Here is a 21,716-nt window from a genome sequence, read left to right as displayed (position 1 = left end):
TGCCCAGATAACACCCCATTAGGTGGCATGTGACGCCTCCGCGACGGCGTCCCCGCCCGAACCACACGAAAGGGCTCCCCCGGATCACCGGGGGAGCCCTCTGCGTGCGAGCGGTCGGCCGGCTAGGCCCCCGCGCCGACCACGCTCGGCTTCTCCTCCGCGAAGTGGCACGCCGACGCGTGCGCCGCCGGGGTGTCCTTGCCCTGGTAGAGCTCGGGCACGGCCAGCAGCGGCACCTCCTCGGCGCACTTGTCCTCCGCCTTCCAGCAGCGGGTGCGGAAGCGGCAGCCGGACGGCGGGTTGGCCGGGGAGGGCACGTCACCGGTGAGGATGATGCGCTCGCGGCCCTCGCGGGCCTCCGGGTCCGGCACCGGGACGGCCGACAGCAGCGCCTGCGTGTACGGGTGCGTCGGGTGCTCGTAGATCTCGGTGTCCGTGCCGATCTCGGCCATCTTGCCCAGGTACATCACGCCGACGCGGTCGGAGATGTGCCGGACGATGGACAGGTCGTGCGCGATGAAGAGGTAGGAGAGGTTGAACTCGTCCTGGAGCCGCTCCATCAGGTTGATGACCTGCGCCTGCACCGAGACGTCCAGCGCCGAGACCGGCTCGTCGCAGATGATGATCTCGGGGTTGAGGGCCAGGCCGCGGGCGATGCCGATGCGCTGGCGCTGGCCGCCCGAGAACTGGTGCGGGTAGCGGTTGACGTACTCCGGGTTCAGGCCGACGACGTCCAGCAGCTCCTGGACGCGCTTGCGCCGGTCGCCCTTGGGCGCCACCTCGGGGTGGATCTCGAAGGGCTCGCCGATGATGTCGCCGACCGTCATCCGCGGGTTGAGCGAGGTGTACGGGTCCTGGAACACCATCTGGATGTTGCGGCGGACGGCCTTCAGCGCGCGCCCGGACAGCTTGGTGATGTCCTGGCCCTTGTAGAAGACCTCGCCGGAGGTGGCGCTCTCCAGGGTCATCAGCAGCTTGGCGACCGTGGACTTGCCGCAGCCGGACTCGCCGACGATGCCCAGCGTCTCGCCCTGGTAGAGGTCGAAGGAGATCCCGTCCACGGCCTTGACGGCGCCGACCTGCTTCTTGAGGAGCAGGCCCTGCGTCAGCGGGAAGTGCTTGACGAGGTTGCGCACCTGGAGGATCGGCTCCCGCTGACCGGCCGCCTCGGCCTTGCCGGCCTGCTTGCTCAGGTCAGCCATGGATCGTGTCCTTCCAGAAGTGGCACGCGCTGCCGCGGCCGTCGAGCTCGGTGCCGTCCTGCTCCGTGACCTGGAGCAGGGCGGGGATGTCCGCGCGGCAGACGTCCTGCGCCTTGGGGCAGCGCGGGTTGAAGGCGCAGCCGGTGGGGATCCGCAGGAGGTTGGGCGGCAGACCCTTGATCGCGTAGAGCTCCTGGCCCTTGTGGTCCAGGCGCGGGATCGAGTCCAGCAGGCCCCGGGTGTACGGGTGGGCGGGCCGCTTGTAGAGCTCGTGCACGGGCGCGGTCTCCACGATCCGGCCCGCGTACATCACGGCGATCTTGTCGGCGACGTCCGCGACGACACCCAGGTCGTGGGTGATCAGGATCAGGCCCATGTTGTACTCGCGCTGCAGCTCCGCGAGCAGGTCCATGACCTGGGCCTGGACGGTCACGTCGAGGGCCGTGGTCGGCTCGTCGGCGATGATCAGGTCCGGCTCCAGGGCCATCGCCATCGCGATCATGATGCGCTGGCGCATGCCGCCCGAGAACTGGTGCGGATAGTCGCCCACGCGCTGCCTGGCGGCCGGGATGCGGACCCGGTCCATCAGCTCGATCGCCTTGGCCTTGGCGTCCTTCTTCGACATGCCCTGGTGCACCCGGAACATCTCGCCGAGCTGGTTGCCGACGGAGAAGACGGGGTTGAGGGCGGAGAGCGCGTCCTGGAAGATCATCGCCATCTTCGGGCCGCGCAGCTTGCGCCGCTCGCTCTCCGGCAGCTTCAGGATGTCCTGGCCGTGGAAGAGGATCTCACCGCCGGCCACCCGGCCGGGGGGCGAGTCCAGGATGCCCATGATGGCCTGGGCGGTGACGGACTTGCCGGAGCCCGACTCGCCGAGCACGGCGAGGGTCTCGCCGGCGTCGACGCTGTAGCTGACACCGTTGACGGCCTTGGCGATGCCGTCGCGGGTCTTGAACTCGACGTGCAGGTCGCGCACGTCGAGCAGGGGCGCGGACTTCTTGGCGTCCTGCGGCGCGGAGCCGGCCGCCCCTTCGGTCTTTTCGGTCGTGGTCATCGGGACGTTCTCCTCAACGCAGCTTCGGGTCGAGGGCGTCGCGCAGCCCGTCACCGACAAAGACAAATCCGAGCACCGTCAGCACGATCGCGGAGCTGGGGTACACCCACAGGAAGTCACTGACGCCGAGGGAGTCCTTACCGGCGGAGATCATGTTGCCCCACTCCGGCACCTCGGGGCTCACGCCGATGCCGAGGAAGGACAGCGAGGCCTCGGCCACGACGGCGGTGCCGACGCTGAAGGACACGTACGACATCACGGCCGCGATGGAGTTGGGCATGATGTGCCGCGTGATGATGCGGGTGGTGCTCGCGCCCAGCGCCTTCGCCGCGGTCACGTAGTCCATCTCGCGGACGGAGAGGATGCTGGAGCGCAGCAGGCGGGCGACCGTGGCCCAGCTGAAGACGGCCAGCGAGACGATGACGGGCAGCACGCCGCGGCCCATCACCAGGATGATCACGATCGCGCCGATGAGCAGCGGGAAGGCGAAGAAGATGTCGGCGATGCGCATGATGACGCTGTCGACGGCCTTGCCGAAGTAGCCGGACAGGGCGCCGAGGATGCAGCCGATCACACAGGCCAGGAAGATCGAGGCCAGACCGACGATCACGGCGATGCGGCTGCCGTAGACGATGCGGGAGAACTGGTCGCGGCCCAGGGCGTCGGTGCCGAACCAGTGGTCGCCGCTGGGCTCCTGCAGCGTGTTGGCCAGGTTCTGTGCGTACGGGTCGTGGGTCGCGATCAAGGGTGCCGCGGCGGCGACGATGAAGAGCAGGGCGACCAGCACGAGGCCGACCACGGCGAGTTTGTTGGCCAGGAAGCGGTGGCGGATCTCGCCCCACTGGGTGATGCGGGCCGGTGCGGGCTCGGCGGTGTTGTTCGCGGCGGCGGTCGGTGCGGTCGCGGCGTCCGGCCCCTTGGCGCTCTCTGTGAGCTCAGTCATGGGTGACTCCTAGAACGGGGTGTGACCTGGCGGTCAGCTGAGGCGGATCCGCGGGTCGAGCACCGCGTAGAGCAGATCGACCAGCAGGTTGAGCACGACGAAGACGGCGACGCCGTAGGTGACCACGCCGACGATGATCGGGTTGTTCCCCTGCTGGATCGAGGTGACCAGCGCGTAGCCCATGCCGTCCCAGTTGAAGATCGCCTCGGTGATGAGGGCGCCGCCGAGCAGGCCGCCGAAGGAGATGCCGATGTAGGTGACCACGGGGATGATCGAGTTCCGCATGACGTGCTTGAGGAGCACCGTGCGGCGCGGAAGGCCCTTGGCGATGGCCGTCTTGACGTAGTCCGCGCGCAGCACCTCCAGCATCGTGCCGCGCATCAGCCGCGCGACGAGGGCCGCGTCGATGACGGCCAGCGTGAACGCCGGCATGATCATCGAGTTGAACGAGCCGTCGGAGATGAGCGGGAACCAGCCGAGGTTCACGGAGAAGGTGCTCTGCAGCACCATGCCGATGACGAAGCTGGGGAAGCCGATGGCGAAGGTCGTGAGCAAGGTGACCAGGACGTCCCAGAAGGAATATCTGAACAGGGCCGCCACCAGGCCCGCGAGGACGCCGATCACCACGTCGATGATGATCGCCGCGACGGCCAGTCTGGCGGTGTTGCCCAGCTTGGGGCCGAGCACCTCCGTCACCTGGCGCCGCTGGGTGTAGTCCTCGCCGAGGTCGCCCTTGACCAGATTGGTCACGTAGTTGCCGTACTGCACGGCAAGGGGCTTGTCCAGGCCGTAGCGCTCGCGCAGCTGCTCGACGACGGCGGGGTCACGCGCCTTATCGCCGCCGAGCGAGCCGACCGGGTCTCCGGGGAGGACGAACAGACAGGCGAAGAGGATGAGCGTCGCGCCGAAGAGGACGACCACCATCTGCCCGATCCGCCGGATCACATATTTGCCCACGATGTCTCCTTGACTTACTGCCGCCGTGGGGCGTTCGCCGTCGCCTCCCGGCACGGGGGAAGGTGGGGAGGCGGCCGCGCACGGCCCGGCCGCGCGGGCCGGGACGTGCTGCAGGCGAAGGCCGCGGAGCCTCAAGCTCTCGCTCGGGGCTCCACGGTCTTCACGGGACTGGCTGGAGGGTGATGGTTACTTGACGCCGATCTCAGCGAGGTTCGGGTCCTCGTAGAAGTCGATCTTCACGTTGGTGAACTTCTTGGTGTTCACCAGGCGGAACTGGGTGCGCTTCCAGGTCGGGATGACGGCCTGGTCCTCGTCGATCGCGAGCTTCTCGGCCTCGTTGTAGATCTTGGCGCGCTCGGCGGCGTCCTTGGTCTGACGGGCCTTCACCAGCAGCTCGTCGAACTTCGGGTTGCTGTAACGGCCGCGGTTGTCGCCCAGCGCCTTGCCGTTGGCGTCCGGGTTGATGCCGTTGGTGGACAGCAGCGGCGAGAAGAAGTTGTCGGCGGTCGGGTAGTCGGCGGACCACGCCTGACGCCAGATGCCCTTGGCGCCCTTCTCCTGCTGCTTCTCCAGGGCCTCCTTGAACGGCAGGCCGTTGAGCTTGACCTTCACGCCGAGCACGTCCTCGACCTGCTTGGCGACGGCCTGCACCCACTCCTCGTGCCCGGCGCCGGTGTTGTAGCCGAAGTCGAGGGTGTCGCCCGGCTTGAGGCCGGCCTTCTCCGCGTACTCCTTGGCCTTGCCCTTGTCCTGCTTGGCGCAGGAGGAGCACACGTCGGCCTTGTAGACCTCCTTGAAGTTCGGCGGCAGCAGGGCGGTTGCGGGCTCCTGCAGACCCTGGAAGACACCCTTGGCGATCTCCGCGCGGTCGATCGCGTAGGAGATGGCCTTACGGGCGTCCGCCGAATTCATCGGGCTGGTCTCGTTGAACGGCGAGATGTAGTTGATGCCGGCGACGTCGGCCTTGACCCACTCACCCTGGGGCTCGTACTTCTTCTTGGCGCCCGGCATCTGCGGGACCGGCATGCGGGCCCAGTCGAACTGGCCCGACTCGAAGCCCTTGTACTCCAGGGTCACGCCGCTGTTCGGGTTGAGGATCGCCAGCTCGACCTTGTCCAGCTTGGCCTTTTCCAGGCCGTAGTCGTCGTTGCGGACGAGGGTGATCTTCTTGTTGTGCTCCCACGAACCGGACATCTTGAAGGGGCCGTTGCCGATGGGGGCGTCGTTGAACGACTTGTTGTCGCCGGCGCCGGCGACCTTCGGCATCGGGCTGAAGGCCGGGTGAGCGGTCTTCTTGTCGAACTCGAAGTCCGGCGCGGAGAGCTTGACCTTGAGGGTGTAGTCGCCCTCGGCGGACAGGCCCGAGAACTTGTCGCTCGAACCGCCGTTGAGCTCCTTGTAACCGGCGATGCCGTTCATGTGGTACGCCACGTCGGAGGCGGACGCCTTGGTGGCGACACGGGTCCAGCCGCGGATGAACGCCTCGGCGTTCACGGGCTCGCCGTTGCTGAACTTCGTGTCCTTCTTGATCGTGAAGGTCCACTCGTCACCGGCGTCGTTCGGCTTGGCGGACTCCGCCAGCTTCGGCGCGAGGGTGCCGTCGTCCTTCACGTCATAGAGGCCCACGAAGAGCTGACGGGCCACCAGAGTGCCCTCGGACTCCTGGGCGTTGATGGGGTCGATCGACTTCGGCTCGGTGATACCGAGCCGGAAGGTCGCGCCGCCCCCCTTACCACTGTCGTTGCTGCCGCCGCCACAGGCGGTCGCGGCCATCGCCACGACTATCGCGCCCACGACCCACTTGGCGCTCTTGGCACCGCGCATGGGTATGCCTCCTCAAGAGTCCACTTTTCACTATGCGAGAGGCGCCGGCCCCACGCTGACACCCCTGACAGCGGAGACGGAACCGGCACCTCGAGTGTGCTCGTGAGTCGGCGCTCCCCACAGCGCGTGACCCATTGACCCGAGCTCAATGAACCCAACTATTAAGTACGTCCGCCTTGTAAACCACACTTAAAGGGTCTCGCTTTGGTCACATCGAGCCCCCTCAGAGGTTCGAAAACCGGACAAAGCCAGCACAGACAGACAGGCGCGAAACGGACTGTTAACACAACTTCCGGCGTCCACCGGCCGCTATTCGGACAACCTTTGCAAGCGTGCATCAATATGGACTGACTGATTCCGTGTCACTCGGAAACGCCGGAGGCCCGGTTCCGACGCAGGAAATCTGCGTCGGAACCGGGCCTCTCGGATTCTTCGGGCTTCTGGGTGGTCAGCCCTTAGCGCTTCGCACGGGAAGCCGTGCGGCCGCGCTCCTTCTGGTCCAGAACGACCTTGCGGATGCGGACCGCCTCCGGGGTCACCTCGACGCACTCGTCGTCGCGGCAGAACTCCAGGGACTGCTCCAGCGACAGCTTGCGCGGCGGGACGATCGCCTCGAAGGAGTCGGCGGAGGAGGAGCGCATGTTGGTGAGCTTCTTCTCCTTGGTGATGTTCACGTCCATGTCGTCGGCGCGCGAGTTCTCGCCGACGATCATGCCCTCGTACACCTCGGTGCCCGGGTCCGTGAAGAGCACGCCGCGCTCCTGCAGGTTCGTCATCGCGAAGGCGGTGACGGCACCGGCGCGGTCGGCGACCAGGGAGCCGTTGTTACGGGTCTTCAGCTCGCCGAACCACGGCTCGTGGCCCTCGTGGATCGAGTGGGCGATACCGGTGCCGCGGGTGTTCGTCAGGAACTCCGTGCGGAAGCCGATCAGACCGCGGGACGGGACGACGAACTCCATGCGGACCCAGCCGGAGCCGTGGTTGGACATGTTGTCCATGCGGCCCTTGCGGGTGCCCATGAGCTGCGTGACCGCGCCCATGTGCTCCTCGGGCACGTCCACCGTGAGGCGCTCGACCGGCTCGTGCGTCTTGCCGTCGACCTCCTTGGTGACGACCTGCGGCTTGCCGATGGTCATCTCGAAGCCCTCGCGGCGCATCTGCTCGACCAGGATGGCCAGCGCCAGCTCACCGCGGCCCTGCACCTCCCAGGCGTCGGGGCGCTCGGTGTCCAGGACGCGCAGCGAGACGTTACCGACCAGCTCGCGGTCCAGACGGTCCTTGACCTGGCGGGCGGTGACCTTGCGGTCCTTGACCGCGGACTTGGCGTCCGCGCCCTTGCCCGTGCCGCCGCGGCCGACCAGCGGCGAGGTGTTGGTGCCGATGGTCATGGAGATCGCGGGCTCGTCGACCGTGATCAGCGGGAGGGCGACCGGGTTCTCCGGGTCGGCCAGGGTCTCGCCGATCATGATGTCGGGGATACCGGCGACGGCGCAGATGTCACCGGGGCCGGCGACCTCGGCGGGCTTGCGGGTGAGCGCCTCGGTCATCATCAGCTCGGTGATGCGGACGCTGGAGACCGAACCGTCGCGCTTGATCCACGCGACCGTCTGGCCCTTGCGCAGCTCGCCCTGCTCGACGCGGAGCAGCGCGATGCGGCCGAGGAAGTTGTCGGCGTCGAGGTTGGTGACGTGGGCCTGGAGCGGCGCGTCCTCCTCGAAAGCCGGGGCCGGGACGTGCTCCAGGATCGTGGAGAAGAACGGCTCCAGGTTGGTGCTGTCCGCGGGGACGGTGCCGTCCTCCGGCTTGGTCAGCGAGGCGATGCCGTCACGGCCGCAGGCGTAGACGATCGGGAACTCGATCTGGTCCTCGTCCGCGTCCAGGTCCAGGAAGAGGTCGTACGTCTCGTTGACGACCTCGTCGATGCGGGAGTCCGGGCGGTCCGTCTTGTTGATGCAGAGGATGACCGGCTTCCGCTGCTGGAGCGCCTTGCGGAGCACGAAGCGGGTCTGCGGCAGCGGGCCCTCGGAGGCGTCCACCAGCAGCACGACCGCGTCCACCATCGACAGACCGCGCTCGACCTCGCCACCGAAGTCGGCGTGGCCGGGGGTGTCGATGATGTTGATCGTGATCGGGTCCCCGCCGTCCTTGGGGTGGTACTTCACCGCCGTGTTCTTGGCGAGGATCGTGATGCCCTTCTCACGCTCCAGGTCGTTCGAGTCCATGACGCGGTCGTCGACGGACTCGAGCTGGTGCGCGGCGAAGGCGCCGGCCTGCTTGAGCATGGCGTCGACGATGGTCGTCTTGCCGTGGTCGACGTGGGCGACGATGGCGACGTTACGAATGTCGTGGCGGGTGGGCATACTTGCGGCGCTTCTCCCGGAATCGTGGATGGCGGCGCGTACGGTCCGGCACGCGCGCCCGCCGGGCAGAATCACGCCGCGGCCACTTCCATGGTACGGGCCCGCGCCGCGTTCGGCTCCCGCAGGCCTCTGGCGGGGGTGCTGACCTGGGCTTTCACTCTTTTCACGGTGCACGTGAGGCGCCCCTGCGCACGGAGATCCCGCCGCGGCGGCAAAGAACGCCGGCGCTCGCCGGGAAGCGGAATTAAGCCCGCCGCCGCGGCGCGCAACCCCCACGCGGAGGGTCCGGCGGAACAACCCGGTACGGGGAGCCGTACGTATTCAGCCCGCGGCCAGCCGGCCGCGCGTCGCGCCGCCGCCGAACGTCGCCGGCAGCAGGCCGGCCAGGATGATGCCGCCGAGGAGCGCGCCGCCGAGGGCTCGGGTGGGGGGCGGGGTGCCGGGGTCGTACCGGGTGCCGTACGTGCTCACGTCGTGTTCGGCGAGGGCGCGGGCCTGGCGGGCCAGGGAGTCCGCGTGCCCGGTCTCGGAGCGCAGGGTGCGCAGGTCGCGGGCGGCCCGCGCGAGGCCCAGGTGCCGCTCGGCCTCGGCGAGGCGGGTGCGGGCCCGGCACCCGACGGCCCCCCGGTGGGTGGTGACGAAGTCCCGCGCGGCGGCCACCTCGCCCCGCACGCGCCGCAGGGCCCGCTCGGCGCGCGCCCGGGTCCGGTCCTCGTGGCCGGTGTTCAGCTCGGCGTCCAGCGCCGCGGCCGTCTCCTCCACGTGCCGCAGGACGGCCCGCGGGTCGTACCGCCCGCTCTCGACCTCCCGGCGGGCGCAGGCGAGGGCACGCGCCTGGGGGCTGCCGCGCGGGGCGCGCGCCTCGGCGTCGGCGAGGGCGACGGGCAGCCGTGCGGTGGCACCGCTGAGCTCGTGGGCGCGGCGCAGGGCGGCGAGAGTCAGGACCCGGGCCTGGGACAGGGCGGCCTCGCCCGCGCGCAGGGAGATCGCGGCGCCGTCGCCGTCCCCGGCGGCGAGGGCGCGGCGGGCTTCGGCGAGGGCGGCCGTGGCGAAGGAGAGCCGGTCGCGGGCCTCGGCGGGGTGGCGGGCGACGGCGGCGAGGGCGGTCGCGGTGCAGTGCCCGGCGAGGACGTGCAGGGCGCTCTCGGTGGTGGTGATGCGCGGGGCGAGGTCCTCCGCGGCGGCCTCGGCCCGGGCCAGGATGCCCGCCGCGTTGACTCTGAGGCCGCGCAGCACGTCGAAGGACTCGGATTCGGCGTCGAGGCGCCGGTTGGCGCTGGTGCAGTGGGAGCAGATCTCGTCGAGCGTGCGGCGGCGGATCTCCTCGTCCTCGTAGGGCGCGTCGTCGAGGGCCTGGCGCAGCCGGAAGGCGTCCGCGAGCTCGCCCTGGGCGTACGCGACGGCCTCGGCGAACGGCCGGGTGGCGTCGTCTCCCAACTGGGCGGCGGCGAGGTGGAGTTCTTCGGCGCTGGTGCGGACGGCGTCGTCGGTCTCGACGAGGGCCCGGGCGGCCTCGGCGTCGAGCTCGGGCAGCGGGGTCAGGGGCCGGGCCATGCGCGCGGGGCCGGGCGGGGCGCCCGCCGCGGGCCCGCACGCCGGCGAGGGCGCCTGCGCTGCGCGCCGTCTGCGGGAGGCGCGCCGGGCGCACAGGTAGAGGCCGAGGAGGCAGAGCCCGCCGCCCATGGCGACGGGCGCCCAGACCCGGCGGTGCCCGGGGACGAGGCCCTCGCCGCCGGGGTCGGGGCTGCCGGGTGAGATCGCGGGGGGCCGCACGGGCTCGCCCCGGAGCACGGCGCCGTAGCCCTCGGCGGCGCCGATGGCCGCCCCGGCCCAGTCGTGCTGGGCGACGGCGGGCGCGATCGCGGTGGTGGCGACGGCCTTGAGCTGGTCGGCGCGGAAGCCGGACAGCTTGTCGGCGGAGACGGCGTACTGCCGGCCGTGGGTGGCGACGGCGAGGAGGACGTCGCGCTCGCCGAGGCCGTTGCGGTCGGCGGTGGCGTCGGCCCAGGCGCGCCCGGAGCGGCCGGAGAAGTCCCGTACGTAGGTGACGTACAGCTGGACGCGCTGGGTGGTGCGCAGGCGCTCGATCGCGGTGATCACCTGCGCGCGGCGCCGGCCGAGCGCGCCGACGGTGTCGGTGATGCGGCCGCCGGCGTCGAGGTCGAGGGGGGTGTCCGCGCGGGAGGGGGGCGCGGGGAGCAGCGGGAGCAGCAGGGCGCACAGCGCGAGGAGGGCGCCGGCGATGGCCCAGCCCGGCGCCCCCGTCCCGTACCGCCTCGAAAGCCGCGTCACACTTGTGAGCGTATGGCGGCAATGCCCGTTCCGCTACCGGGAGCAAGGAGTTGAACACGGAGCGTGTTCAGCTCCGTCGTACGCCCGGCGCACGCCGGACGGGATGCTCACACCCGGCGCCTGATCTTGCTCCCGAGCCAGACCAGCGGATCGTATTTCCGGTCCACGGCCCGCTCCTTCAGCGGGATCAGCGCATTGTCGGTGATCTTGATGTGCTCCGGGCAGACCTCCGTGCAGCACTTGGTGATGTTGCAGTAGCCGAGCCCGTGGTCCTCCTGCGCGCCGCGCTTGCGGTCAATGCCCGCTTCGGCGGCCCCGTCCAGCGGGTGCATGTCCAGCTCGGCGACGCGCATCAGGAAGCGGGGCCCGGCGAAGACCGGCTTGTTCTCCTCGTGGTCCCGCACCACGTGGCAGGTGTTCTGGCACAGGAAGCACTCGATGCACTTGCGGAACTCCTGGGAGCGCCCCACGTCCTCCTGCTGCATCCGGTACTCCCCCGGCCCGACCCCGGCCGGCGGGACGAACGAGGGGACCTCGCGCGCCTTCGCGTAGTTGAAGGACACGTCCGTCACCAGGTCCCGCACCACGGGGAACGCCCGCATCGGGGTGACCACGACGGGCTCGGCCGGGTCGAGGAGCGACATCCGCGTCATGCACATCAGCCGCGGCCGGCCGTTGATCTCCGCACTGCAGGAACCGCACTTGCCCGCCTTGCAGTTCCAGCGCACGGCGAGGTCGGCGGCCTCGGTGGCCTGGAGCCGGTGGATGATGTCGAGGACGACCTCGCCCTCGTTGACGGTGACGGTGTAGTCGACGAGGGAGCCGCCGTCCGCATCGCCCCGCCACACCTTGAAGTGGGCGTCGTAGCTCAAGAGGTCAGCTCCTCGTCCGTCAGGTACTTCACCAGCTCCTCCTTGTCGAAGAGCGCGAGCAGGTCGTCACGGATCGGCGGCATCTCGCGCCGCTCCAGGCGCACCCGGCCCAGCAGCGGGTCCGCGCCCGGCTCCGTGCTGTCCCCGTTCAGCCGGCAGACGAGGTTCAGCCGGCGCCACCGCCGGTCCATCGCCGGGTGGTCGTCACGGGTGTGGCCGCCGCGGCTCTCGGTGCGCTCCAGCGCCGCCCGGGCCACGCACTCGCTGACCAGCAGCATGTTCCGCAGGTCGAGCGCCAGGTGCCAGCCGGGGTTGAACTGCCGGTGGCCCTCCACCCCGGCCCGCCGGGAGCGGGCCCGCAGCTCGGTCAGCCGGCGCAGCGCCTCCTCCATCTCCGGGCCCTTGCGGATGATGCCGACCAGGTCGTTCATGGCCTGCTGGAGCTCCTGGTGGAGGGCGTACGGGTTCTCCGCGAGCTCTTCCGAGACAGCCGGGTCGCCGCCCTCCGCACCGAACGGGCGCAGCGCCTCCGCCTCCGCCGCCTCCAGGTCGGCCTCGGAGACGACGGGCCGGCCCGCGCCGGGGAAGGAGGCGGCGTGCTCGGCCGCGTACAGCCCGGCCCGCCGGCCGAAGACGAGCAGGTCGGAGAGCGAGTTGCCGCCGAGCCGGTTCGAGCCGTGCATGCCGCCCGCGACCTCGCCCGCGGCGAACAGCCCCGGCACGCCCACCGCCGCGGCCGTGTCCGGGTCGACGTCGACACCGCCCATCACGTAGTGGCAGGTGGGGCCGACCTCCATCGGCTCGGCCGTGATGTCGACGTCCGCCAGCTCCTTGAACTGGTGGTGCATGGAGGGCAGTTTGCGCTTGATGTCCTCGGCGGGGAGGCGGGTCGAGACGTCGAGGAAGACCCCGCCGTGCGGGGAGCCGCGGCCCGCCTTGACCTCGGAGTTGATGGCGCGCGCCACCTCGTCGCGCGGGAGCAGTTCGGGCGGGCGGCGGTTGTTGTCGGGGTCCTGGTACCAGCGGTCGCCCTCGGCCTCGGACTCGGCGTACTTCTCCTTGAAGACGTCCGGGACGTAGTCGAACATGAACCGCCGGCCGTCGCTGTTGCGCAGCACGCCGCCGTCGCCGCGGACGGACTCGGTGACGAGGATGCCCTTGACGGACGGCGGCCAGACCATGCCCGTCGGGTGGAACTGCACGAACTCCATGTTGATCAGGGACGCCCCGGCGAGCAGCGCGAGGGCGTGCCCGTCGCCGGTGTACTCCCAGGAGTTCGACGTCACCTTGAAGGACTTGCCGATCCCGCCGGTGGCCAGCACGACCGAGGGCGCTTCGATGGCGAAGAAGCGGCCGGACTCGCGCGCGTAGCCGAAGACGCCCGCGATGCGCTCGCCCGCGGCGGAGTCGCCGTCGGCGCCGGCCTTGAGCAGGCGGGTGACCGTGTACTCCTGGAAGACCTTGAGCCGGGACTCGTAGTCGCCGGTCTCGCGGTGGTCCTCCTGCTGCAGCGAGACGATCTTCTGCTGGAGGGTGCGGATCAGCTCCAGGCCCGTGCGGTCGCCGACGTGCGCCAGCCGCGGGTATTCGTGGCCGCCGAAGTTGCGCTGCGAGATCTTCCCGTCCCGGGTGCGGTCGAAGACGGCGCCCCAGGTCTCCAGCTCCCAGACGCGGTCGGGGGCCTCGCGGGCGTGCAGCTCGGCCATCCGCCAGTGGTTGAGGAACTTGCCGCCGCGCATGGTGTCGCGGAAGTGGACCTGCCAGTTGTCGCCCTCGTTGACGTTGCCCATGCTCGCGGCGATGCCGCCCTCCGCCATCACGGTGTGGGCCTTGCCGAAGAGCGACTTGCAGATCACCGCACAGCGCATGCCCCGCTCGCGGGCCTCGATGGCGGCCCGCAGCCCGGCGCCGCCGGCGCCGACCACGACCACGTCCCAGGCTTCTCGGGCCGTACGCGACATCAGAAAGCACCTCTCCTTTTGAGCGTGAAGGCGTGGGGTGGAGCGGGCCGGCTAGAAGAACCGCGGGTCATCGAACACGCCGCTCGCCACGAGATAGACGTAGAAGTCGGCGACCGCCACGCTGATCAGCGAGGCCCAGGCGAGCTGCATGTGGCGGGCGTTGAGCGCACTGACCCAGCCCCACATGCGGTAGCGCACGGGGTGCTTGGAGAAGGTGCGGATCCGGCCCCCGACGATGTGCCGGCACGAGTGGCAGGAGAGGGTGTACGCCCAGATCAGGGCGATGTTCGCGAGGAGCACGAGGGTGCCGAGGCCCATGTGGCCCCACTCGCCGCGGGCGTTGCGGAAGCCGAGCGCCGTGTCGTACGTGAGGATGCCCGCGACGATCACCGCGAAGTAGAAGAAGTAGCGGTGGACGTTCTGCAGGATCAGCGGGAAGCGGGTCTCGCCGGTGTACTTCGCGTGCGGCTCGGCCACGGCGCAGGCCGGGGGCGAGGCCCAGAAGCCCCGGTAGTAGGCCTTGCGGTAGTAGTAGCAGGTCAGCCGGAAGCCCAGCGGGAAGATCAGGATCAGCAGGGCCGGCGAGAGGCCCCACCAGGCGCCGAAGACGTGCCAGTCGGCGCCGCCCTTCATCGGGACGCAGTTCTGCGCGATGCAGGGCGAGTAGAACGGGGAGACGTAGGGCGCCGCGTAGTAGTCGTCGTTCGCGAAGGCCCGCCAGGTCGAGTAGACGACGAAGGCGAACAGGCCGGCGGCGGTGACCGCGGGCGCGAGCCACCAGCGGTCGGCGCGCAGGTGGCGGGCGGGGATCGTGGCCCGGGAGGGGTGATGGACCCCGCCCTGGGCGGGCACCCCGGCGGCGGTCGCGGATCGGGGGTCGGTACCAGTGGCCAAGAGGGACTCCGGGGAGGAGCGGAGGGGCGGAGAGGGAGGGGCCGGTGCTGCCGCGCCGCCCGGTCAGGGCGCGTGCCGGTCCCGCGCGCCGAGCCCCTCGTCGTCCACGTCCTTCCACAGGGACGCGTCGTACGGGGCATCGGGCACCGGCACCGTCTCGGGGGGCAGCCGGTCCGCGGGGTGGACGGCGCGCAGGAGGGTGACGCTCTCGCGCAGGTGGGCGGCGTCCGTCCGCACCCGGCGCAATTCCAGGTCCTGGCTGCCCAGGTGCTTCTCCAGCCGTGCGAGCGCCCGGCCGAGATCGTCCAGGCAGCGCTGGACCGCGGTCACTTCGTCTTGCAGGGACATGTCTGTCTGACCCTCACTTCCGCAGTCGGCAGTTGCGGGTGGCGACGATGATGCGACTCAAGAGTGTCGCGCGTCACACCCCTCCGGGGGAAGATAGCGATCGCGCCTTCGCCGGAACGGGTGCGGCGCGCGCCGCAAGACTGCAGAAACGTTCGTTCATGGGGGTCGCCGTGCTCGCCCCGCCCGCCCGGGGGCCGCGGAATCGTTCGTCCACGCGGGTGGCGTACACCCGGGCGGCGCCGTGTCGGCGCGCGACCGGACCGACTGTCGCATTCAGTGGTGAGCAGTAGATGCGATCAGCGGCTCAATGCGCCGAACGAGTCCGGTGAGTCCTCCGGAGGTAGCAGCATGGCCCCTCTCACTCCCACGCGGTCCCGTACGCGCCGCCGTGCCGCCCTGCTGGCCGCCGGGCTCCTGCTCCCGCTGCCCCTCCTCGGCGGCTGCGGCGCCGACCACGACGACGGCGGCCGCATCACCCCGCAGGACATCGGCGCCGCCGCACGCCCCCGGGTCGCCGACGGCGGCACCCTCACCTGGGCCGTCGACGCCCTGCCCAGCACCCTCAACGCCTTCCAGACGGACGCCGACTCCGCCACGCAGCGGGTCGCCGGGGCCGTCCTGCCCGCCCTGTTCACCAGCGACGGGCGCGGCCGCCCGCAGCGCAACCCCGACTACCTGCGCTCCGCCGAGGTCGTCCAGCGCGAGCCCCACCAGGTCGTCGTCTACAAGCTCAACCCCAAGGCCGTCTGGAGCAACGGCAAACCGCTGAGCGCCGCCGACTTCGAGGCCCAGTGGAAGGCCCTGCGCGGCAAGGACAGCGCCTACTGGGCGGCCCACAACACCGGCTACGACCGGATCGACCACGTCGAGCGCGGCGCCGACGAGCACGAGGTCAAGGTCACCTTCGCCCGCGGCTGCGCCGACTGGCCCGCCCTCTTCACCCCGCTCTACCCCAAGGCCGTCACGGGCAGCGCGGACGACTTCAACGACGGCGCCCGGGGCGACCTCAAGCTCTCCGCGGGCCCCTTCCGCGTCGCCGACCGCGACGAGAAACAGGGCACGCTCACCCTCGCCCGCTCACCCAAGTGGTGGGGCGAGCCCGCCAAGCTCGACCAGCTCGTGCTCCGGGCCCTCCCCCGCACCGAGCGGGCCGCGGCCCTCGCGGCCGGCAAGCTCGACCTCGCCGACGTGGGCGCCGCCGACGCCGGCCGCATCGCCACCGCCAACAAGCCGGCGAAGCAGGACAAGGGCGACAAGCCGCCGGCCGCCGCGGCCGCACGCCCGGCCGCGCTGCGCGGCATCGTCGTCCGCAAGTCCCTGGAGCCCGCGTACACCCAGCTCGCCCTCAACGGTGCGAGCGGCCCGCTCGCCGACGAGCGCGTCCGCCGGGCCGTCGCCCGGGCCATCGACCGCCGCGCCATCGCCAAGTCCGTCCTGGGCCCGCTGGGCCTGCCCGTCGAACCGCTCGGCAGCCACCTCTTCCTCTCCGGCCAGGAGGGCTACGAGGACAACAGCGACGCCATCGGCGGCCCCGACCCCAAGGCCGCCCAGGCCCTCCTCGCCGAGGCGGGCTGGAAGCGCGCCGAGGGCGACGGACGGAAGACGACGGCGGACGGGCGGGCGGGCACGGGCCGGACGCTGGGGCTGCGGCCGGGACCGGCGGCGGGCCCGGTCCCGTCGGACGAGGCGGCGGAGGCGGAGGAGGCCATTGATGCCGCTGACGCCGAGACGGAGTACGCCGCCGACGACAGCCTGGACGACGGCACCGGCCCCGACGGCAAGCCCGCCGCCGACGGGAGCCGTGCGGCCGCCGCCCCGGTCCGCATGAAGAACGGCAAGAAGCTCACCCTCCGCTTCGTGGTGCCGGTGAGCGCGGGCACGGACTCCCTGCGGTCCGTGGCCGACCGCATCGCCCGCCGCCTCGACGCGGTCGGCATCGGCACCGAAGTGACCAAGGTCGGCGACGCCGGCTTCTTCAAGGACCACGTCGCCGCCGGCAGCTACGACCTCGCCCTCTACTCCTGGCCCGCCACCCCCTACCCCGCAACCGACGCCCGCCCCCTCTACGCCAAGCCCCAGCCCGCGGCGGACGGCTCCCTGGTGGTGGAGCAGAACTACACCCGCGTCGGCACGGACCGCATCGACCAGCTCTTCGACCAGGCGTCCACGGAACTCGACACGGAGGCCTCCCGCGACCTGGCGAGCCGCGCGGACGCCCGCATCTGGTCCCTGGCCGGATCGATCCCCCTCTACCAGCGCCCCCAGCTGGTGGCGGCGCGGAAGACGGTCGTCAACGCGGGCGCCTTCGGCCTGGCGACCCCGCGCTACCAGGACATCGGGTTCCGGCGGAAGTAGCCCTGCGAGAAGCGCGGAATTAGCCCTGCGGAAAGCTCCGGGCGCGACCCGTCAGCGGCACCGGCGGGCGTTGAGCCGGGCGGCCTGACGCGTCAGGTAGTCGCGCTCGGCGAGGTTGGGCGCCTTACGGGCCGCCTCGGCGTAGAGCCGTGCCGCGGTCGCCGCGTCGCCGTTGCGCTCGTGGAGGTACGCGGCCACCGCGGCGTGCCGCGGCAGGGAGCCGTCCAGCTCCGCGAGGGCCGCCAGCCCGGCGGGCGGTCCGTCGGCCTCGCCGACGGCCACGGCGCGGTTGAGCCGGACGACCGGGCTGCCGGTCAGGCGCACGAGCTCGTCGTACCACTCGACGATCTGCACCCAGTCGGTCTCCCCGGCGGTGGGCGCGTCGGCGTGGAGGGCCGCGATGGCGGCCTGCGCCTGGAACTCGCCCAGCCGGTCGCGGGCGAGGGCCGCCTGCAGGATCCCCACGCCCTCGGCGATCGCCCCGGTGTCCCACCGGCTGCGGTCCTGCTCGGCGAGCGGCACCAGGCTGCCGTCGGGCGCGGTCCGGGTGGCGCGCCGGGCGTGGTGGAGCAGCATGAGGGCGAGCAGCCCCGCCACCTCGGGGTGGTCGATCACCGCCGCGAGCTGCCGGGTGAGCCGGATGGCCTCGGCGGCGAGGTCGACGTCGCCGGAGTAGCCCTCGTTGAAGACCAGGTAGAGGACGCGCAGCACGGTGGCGACGTCGCCGGGCCGGTCGAACCGCACACTGGAGACGGTGCGCTTCGCCCGGCTGATCCTCTGCGCCATCGTCGCCTCGGGCACCAGGTAGGCCTGGGCGATCTGGCGGGTGGTGAGCCCGCCGACGGCGCGCAGCGTGAGCGCGACGGCGGACGACGGCGTCAGCGAGGGCTGGGCGCACAGGAAGTAGAGCTGCAACGTGTCGTCCACGGCCGGCGCGGGCCCGGGCGGCGGCTCCTCGTCGACGAGGTCCTCCCGCCGGCGGCGGGCGGTGTCCGCCCGGGTCGCGTCGAGGAACCGCCGCCAGGCCACGGTGACGAGCCAGCCCTTCGCATCCCGCGGAGGGTCGGCCGGCCAGACGCGGACCGCCTCGACCAGGGCGTCCTGGACGGCGTCCTCGGCCGCCGCGAAGTCGGCTCCGCGGCGGACGAGGATCCCGATCACGCCCGGCGTGAGGCTCCGGAGCAGGGCCTCGTCCATCGGACGGGTCACTCCGTGATGGTGGGCGGCTCGGCCAGGAACGGGCGCACCTCCAGCCACTCGTGGATCGGCTTCCCGCCCGCCCCGGGGGCGGCCGACAGCTCCCCGGCCACCTCGATGGCGCGCTCGTAGCTGTCGACGTCGATCACCATCCAGCCGGCGATGAGGTCCTTGGTCTCGGCGAACGGCCCGTCGGTGACGGGAGGGCGCCCCTCGCCGTCGTACCGGACCCACGTCCCCTCGGGGGCGAGCGCCATCCCGTCGACGAACTCGCCGGTCCTCTCCAGCTGGGCCGCGAAGTCGTGCATGAACTGCACGTGCGCCGAGATCTCTTCCGGCGTCCACTGTTCCATGGGCACGTCGTTCACCGGAGCCGGTGCGCCGCGGTAGTGCTTGAGCAGCAAGTACTTGGCCATCGTGCGTCTCCTCGGTGCGGGTGCGACCCATTGTGGCCGCGTTCACTACGGGGACGGAGCGGGGCACGGCTTCTCGACATCGCGGCCCAAGATTTTTTGGCCCGGCACTCACCACTGGTCAGAGCAGGTGACCGGCTTTACCGGCGTCGCGCCGAACCCGGGGATCTCCATCACGGCCGCAGACTAGTGCTGCGCCGCGGAAGTTCCGCCGATGAGTTTCCGGCGGTTGCACGGTCTACCCATCGACGAAGGGAGTACACCATGCGAAAGATCATCGTTTGCACGTTCCTGACGCTCGACGGCGTCATGCAGGCGCCGGGCGGTCCGGACGAGGACGCCGGGAGCGGCTTCAAGTACGGCGGCTGGCAGAAGCCGGTGTCCGACGACGAGGTCGGCACGGCCATCGCCGGTTGGTACGAGCACTCCGACGCGATGCTGCTCGGCCGCAGGACGTACGAGATCTTCGCGTCGTACTGGCCGACCGCCGATCCCGACAACCCGTTCACCGAGCGGATGAACGGCATGCACAAGTACGTGGCGTCTCGGACCCTGACATCCGTCGAGTGGCAGAACTCCACGCTGCTGGAGGGCGACGTCGTCGATGCCGTACGCAAGCTGAAGGCGTCCGACGGCGGCAACATCAACGTCGTCGGCAGCGGCAACCTCGCCCAGACCCTCATGCAGCACGGCCTCGTCGACGAGTACCGGCTGACCATCCACCCGGTGATCATCGGCACCGGCAAGCGGCTGTTCGCCGACGGAGCGATCCCCACCGCGCTGGAGCCGGTCAGCGTCTCAACGACGAAGGGCGGCACCGTCATCGGCGTCTACCGGCCGAACGGTAAGCCCAGCTACGACAGCTACTAATGTCGTGCGCCGCGGTAGTTCCGCCGATGGCCACCGGCGGAACTACCGGCGGCGCGGTCGTACGCGGCTCAGCGGCCGAGTGCGGAAAGTGGAGGTTGGCGCCCTCCCGGCGCGGAAATCCACCGTCCGGGCCGGGCCGCGCGGCGTAGAAGTGGGCTGAAGGTGTCGACCGCACGCCCCAGCGACCCCACCCGGCAGCCCGGCCGGGCGGGACGACGCCCCCAAAAACCCTTCTCACCTGGTCGCTTCACCCGGTACGGTCTCGACCAATTACCACTGCGGGAAGCCCAGTTCCCACGTTGAGAGCAGGTTTCGTCAATGGCATGTCGTATCAGTGAGCTCGTGCTCGATTGCCGCGACCCCGAGGTGCTGGCGCGGTTCTGGTGCGAAGTCCTGGACTTCGTAGTGCTCGATCGCGAAGGAGACGACTGCATCGAGATCGGGCCGCGCGAAGGGTTCGGCGGCCCGCAGCCGACGATCATTCTCAGCCGCAGTGACGAGCCGGAGCCGGCAAAGTCCCGCCTGCACATCGACGTCAACGCCACCGACCGCGATCAGGACGCCGAGCTCGAACGCCTCCTGAAGCTCGGGGCGCGCCCGGCTGACATCGGCCAGACCGGGCAGGAGCAGTGGCACGTTCTCGCCGACCCTGAGGGCAATGAGTTCTGCCTGCTCAAGGCTCGCCTCAACCCGCTCTGACACCCACCGGGCCCGTCTGCCACCCGACGGGCCCCCGCCGGCCGGCCTGCCTTGACCTCCGCCCCCACGGAGGGACGGTCGGCCGCGGTCAGAGCAAGTGGTCGGCCTTGCCCGCCTTGATGTCGCGGATCAAAGCGCGCAGGGCGTCATGGGTGTCGGTGATGTAGTGGTCCTCGGTCCCGCTCACGGCGATGTAGGCGTTGCCGGCGGAGTCGGTACCTATTCGGAAGCAGTTGCTGCTGTCGCCGCAGAGCGGCTCTTCCCAACGGATGTGCGACATGGTCGCCTTCCTTCAGAGGTCGGATGCGATTCTGTGGATGAAGTCACGCGATTGCCCTACGTCGAGGGCAGCCTGTTCCATCCAGTCCAGGTGGGCCCGGTAACGGGCGATCTGCGATTCCACGGACAGGAAGATCGGTCCGCCGACGGCGTCGAGCAGAATGGTGTCGAGCTGAGGCACCGGTCCTTCGGCATACGTCATCGCGTTCCCTGCACCGGGAAACACCCCGGTCTCCACAGGTACTACCCGTAGCACGACGTTCTCGCGCTCCGACATGAGCAGAAGGTGTTCGAGTTCCTCCCGCATCACTGTGCTGCCACCGAACTGCATACGCAGGGCCGCCTCATGGATGAATCCTGTGTATTCAAGAGGCTCGGCCCCATCGAGCACTTGTTGACGTTGCATCCGATGTGCCACTCGGAGCTCAACTTCCAGCCGGGGCAGGACCGGAAGCACTCCGCCGAAGATCGCGCGGGCGTACTCCTCCGTCTGGAGGAGCCCGGGTAGGTGCATCACCTGAGTGGTGTGCAACCGGGCTGCATGCCACTCCAACTCCGCGATGTCCAGCAGTCCTACGGGAAGGGTCCCCCGGAACTGCTCCCACCAGCCGCGCTCGCGCTTCTGGGCCATGGACGCAAGAGCCTCGATGTACTCGCCGTCGGCGCATGCGTAGTGGCAGGCCAGGGTGCGGAGCCGGTCGGGCGTGATGATGCGGACACCAAGCTCGATGTTGGAAATCTTCGTGCGGTCGATGCCGAGCAGACCGGCCGCGTGATCTGTCGTAATCCCTGCGGCTAAGCGCATCTTGCGCAGCTCGGCGCCGAGCCGTTTCTGCCGTTCGGTGGGCGTTGTCCTGGGTGGCATGCGCCCTTCCTGCCGCTTCCCGGTCGCCTGTTCATAACCCTCTGCCCCCTCATCACTCCACCCCCCACCAACCCCTCCACCCTCGCCACCACCCAGCGCCCCGTCTACAAGCCCTGCTCCTCCGACGCCTCCGCCCTCGCCTACAGCTTCACCGTCCCCGGGGGCCCGCTCTCCGCGACCGTCGTCCGGGCCACCATCCGCAGCGTCCTGCGCGCCCACGGGCTCACCGCGATCGAAGAGCCCGCCCTCTCCGTGGCCGGAGAACTCGTCGCCTGCGCGACACGGTTCGCGCCCGGACAGGACCTCTACCACTCCCTCCGCTGGTGCGACG

Annotated in this window: 18 protein-coding genes; 3 read left to right on the top strand and 15 right to left on the bottom strand. The window is 70.5% G+C overall.

What is annotated here, in order from left to right; translation table 11 throughout:
* Nucleotides 1–122: 122 nt before the first annotated feature.
* The 11 genes from IF61_RS0111035 to IF61_RS0110985 form a co-directional block, all read right to left on the bottom strand.
* Nucleotides 123–1,202 carry an ABC transporter ATP-binding protein gene (locus IF61_RS0111035; RefSeq protein ID WP_030366127.1) on the bottom strand — a complete coding sequence of 360 codons (1,080 nt, stop codon included), beginning with the start codon at nt 1,200–1,202 and terminating at the stop codon, nt 123–125.
* Nucleotides 1,195–2,256 (bottom strand): ABC transporter ATP-binding protein, encoded by a 1,062-nt coding sequence (locus tag IF61_RS0111030; protein WP_030366126.1) that lies wholly within the window; start codon nt 2,254–2,256, stop codon nt 1,195–1,197. Before IF61_RS0111030 ends, IF61_RS0111035 begins: the two co-directional genes overlap by 8 nt.
* A gap of 13 nt (nt 2,257–2,269) precedes the next feature.
* The gene (locus IF61_RS0111025) at nt 2,270–3,199 is read right to left on the bottom strand and encodes an ABC transporter permease (protein ID WP_052392619.1); all 930 of its coding nucleotides are present in this window, start codon (nt 3,197–3,199) and stop codon (nt 2,270–2,272) included.
* 33 nt (nt 3,200–3,232) lie between these two features.
* Complete coding sequence (locus IF61_RS0111020; RefSeq protein WP_030366124.1) at nt 3,233–4,156, bottom strand: ABC transporter permease; 924 nt, start codon at nt 4,154–4,156, stop codon at nt 3,233–3,235.
* Between the two features lie 186 nt (nt 4,157–4,342).
* Nucleotides 4,343–5,980: a peptide ABC transporter substrate-binding protein gene (locus IF61_RS0111015; protein ID WP_052392618.1), complete on the bottom strand. Its 1,638-nt coding sequence runs from the start codon at nt 5,978–5,980 to the stop codon at nt 4,343–4,345.
* A 455-nt stretch (nt 5,981–6,435) separates the two neighbouring features.
* Complete coding sequence (gene typA / locus IF61_RS0111010) at nt 6,436–8,340, bottom strand: translational GTPase TypA (protein WP_030366122.1); 1,905 nt, start codon at nt 8,338–8,340, stop codon at nt 6,436–6,438.
* Between the two features lie 321 nt (nt 8,341–8,661).
* The gene (locus tag IF61_RS0111005) at nt 8,662–10,632 is read right to left on the bottom strand and encodes a TPM domain-containing protein (protein WP_052392617.1); all 1,971 of its coding nucleotides are present in this window, start codon (nt 10,630–10,632) and stop codon (nt 8,662–8,664) included.
* 107 nt (nt 10,633–10,739) lie between these two features.
* Nucleotides 10,740–11,504 carry a succinate dehydrogenase/fumarate reductase iron-sulfur subunit gene (locus tag IF61_RS0111000; protein WP_030366120.1) on the bottom strand — a complete coding sequence of 255 codons (765 nt, stop codon included), beginning with the start codon at nt 11,502–11,504 and terminating at the stop codon, nt 10,740–10,742.
* Nucleotides 11,501–13,465 (bottom strand): fumarate reductase/succinate dehydrogenase flavoprotein subunit, encoded by a 1,965-nt coding sequence (locus IF61_RS0110995; protein WP_030366119.1) that lies wholly within the window; start codon nt 13,463–13,465, stop codon nt 11,501–11,503. Before IF61_RS0110995 ends, IF61_RS0111000 begins: the two co-directional genes overlap by 4 nt.
* A gap of 51 nt (nt 13,466–13,516) precedes the next feature.
* The gene (locus IF61_RS0110990) at nt 13,517–14,359 is read right to left on the bottom strand and encodes a hypothetical protein (protein ID WP_030366118.1); all 843 of its coding nucleotides are present in this window, start codon (nt 14,357–14,359) and stop codon (nt 13,517–13,519) included.
* A 63-nt stretch (nt 14,360–14,422) separates the two neighbouring features.
* Nucleotides 14,423–14,707 (bottom strand): hypothetical protein, encoded by a 285-nt coding sequence (locus tag IF61_RS0110985; RefSeq protein WP_030366117.1) that lies wholly within the window; start codon nt 14,705–14,707, stop codon nt 14,423–14,425.
* 348 nt (nt 14,708–15,055) lie between these two features.
* On the opposite strand from IF61_RS0110985, the gene IF61_RS0110980 reads away from it, so the two are divergent.
* Complete coding sequence (locus tag IF61_RS0110980; RefSeq protein WP_030366116.1) at nt 15,056–17,062, top strand: ABC transporter family substrate-binding protein; 2,007 nt, start codon at nt 15,056–15,058, stop codon at nt 17,060–17,062.
* Nucleotides 17,063–17,113: 51 nt separating this feature from the next.
* Here the strand turns inward: IF61_RS0110980 and IF61_RS0110975 are convergent, their stop codons facing one another.
* Complete coding sequence (locus IF61_RS0110975) at nt 17,114–18,259, bottom strand: RNA polymerase sigma factor (protein ID WP_030366115.1); 1,146 nt, start codon at nt 18,257–18,259, stop codon at nt 17,114–17,116.
* A gap of 8 nt (nt 18,260–18,267) precedes the next feature.
* Complete coding sequence (locus IF61_RS0110970) at nt 18,268–18,675, bottom strand: YciI family protein (protein WP_030366114.1); 408 nt, start codon at nt 18,673–18,675, stop codon at nt 18,268–18,270.
* 261 nt (nt 18,676–18,936) lie between these two features.
* On the opposite strand from IF61_RS0110970, the gene IF61_RS0110965 reads away from it, so the two are divergent.
* Both IF61_RS0110965 and IF61_RS0110960 read left to right on the top strand, forming a co-directional pair.
* On the top strand, nt 18,937–19,542 hold the full coding sequence (locus IF61_RS0110965; protein ID WP_030366113.1) for a dihydrofolate reductase family protein: 606 nt from the start codon (nt 18,937–18,939) through the stop codon (nt 19,540–19,542).
* A gap of 318 nt (nt 19,543–19,860) precedes the next feature.
* Entirely contained in the window at nt 19,861–20,241 is a 381-nt protein-coding gene (locus tag IF61_RS0110960; RefSeq protein WP_030366112.1) for a VOC family protein, read from the top strand.
* An 88-nt stretch (nt 20,242–20,329) separates the two neighbouring features.
* On the opposite strand, the gene IF61_RS0110955 is transcribed toward IF61_RS0110960, so the two are convergent.
* Together IF61_RS0110955 and IF61_RS0110950 are read right to left on the bottom strand one after the other, a co-directional pair.
* The gene (locus IF61_RS0110955; RefSeq protein WP_030366111.1) at nt 20,330–20,521 is read right to left on the bottom strand and encodes a hypothetical protein; all 192 of its coding nucleotides are present in this window, start codon (nt 20,519–20,521) and stop codon (nt 20,330–20,332) included.
* Between the two features lie 12 nt (nt 20,522–20,533).
* Nucleotides 20,534–21,385: a helix-turn-helix domain-containing protein gene (locus IF61_RS0110950; RefSeq protein WP_030366110.1), complete on the bottom strand. Its 852-nt coding sequence runs from the start codon at nt 21,383–21,385 to the stop codon at nt 20,534–20,536.
* Nucleotides 21,386–21,716: the final 331 nt, after the last annotated feature.

The organism is Streptomyces roseoverticillatus, assembly GCF_000719265.1.
GTDB lineage: Bacteria > Actinomycetota > Actinomycetes > Streptomycetales > Streptomycetaceae > Streptomyces > Streptomyces roseoverticillatus.
The sequence above is the reverse complement of the archived record's forward strand: the minus strand, read 5'-3'. Positions and strand labels throughout refer to the sequence as shown.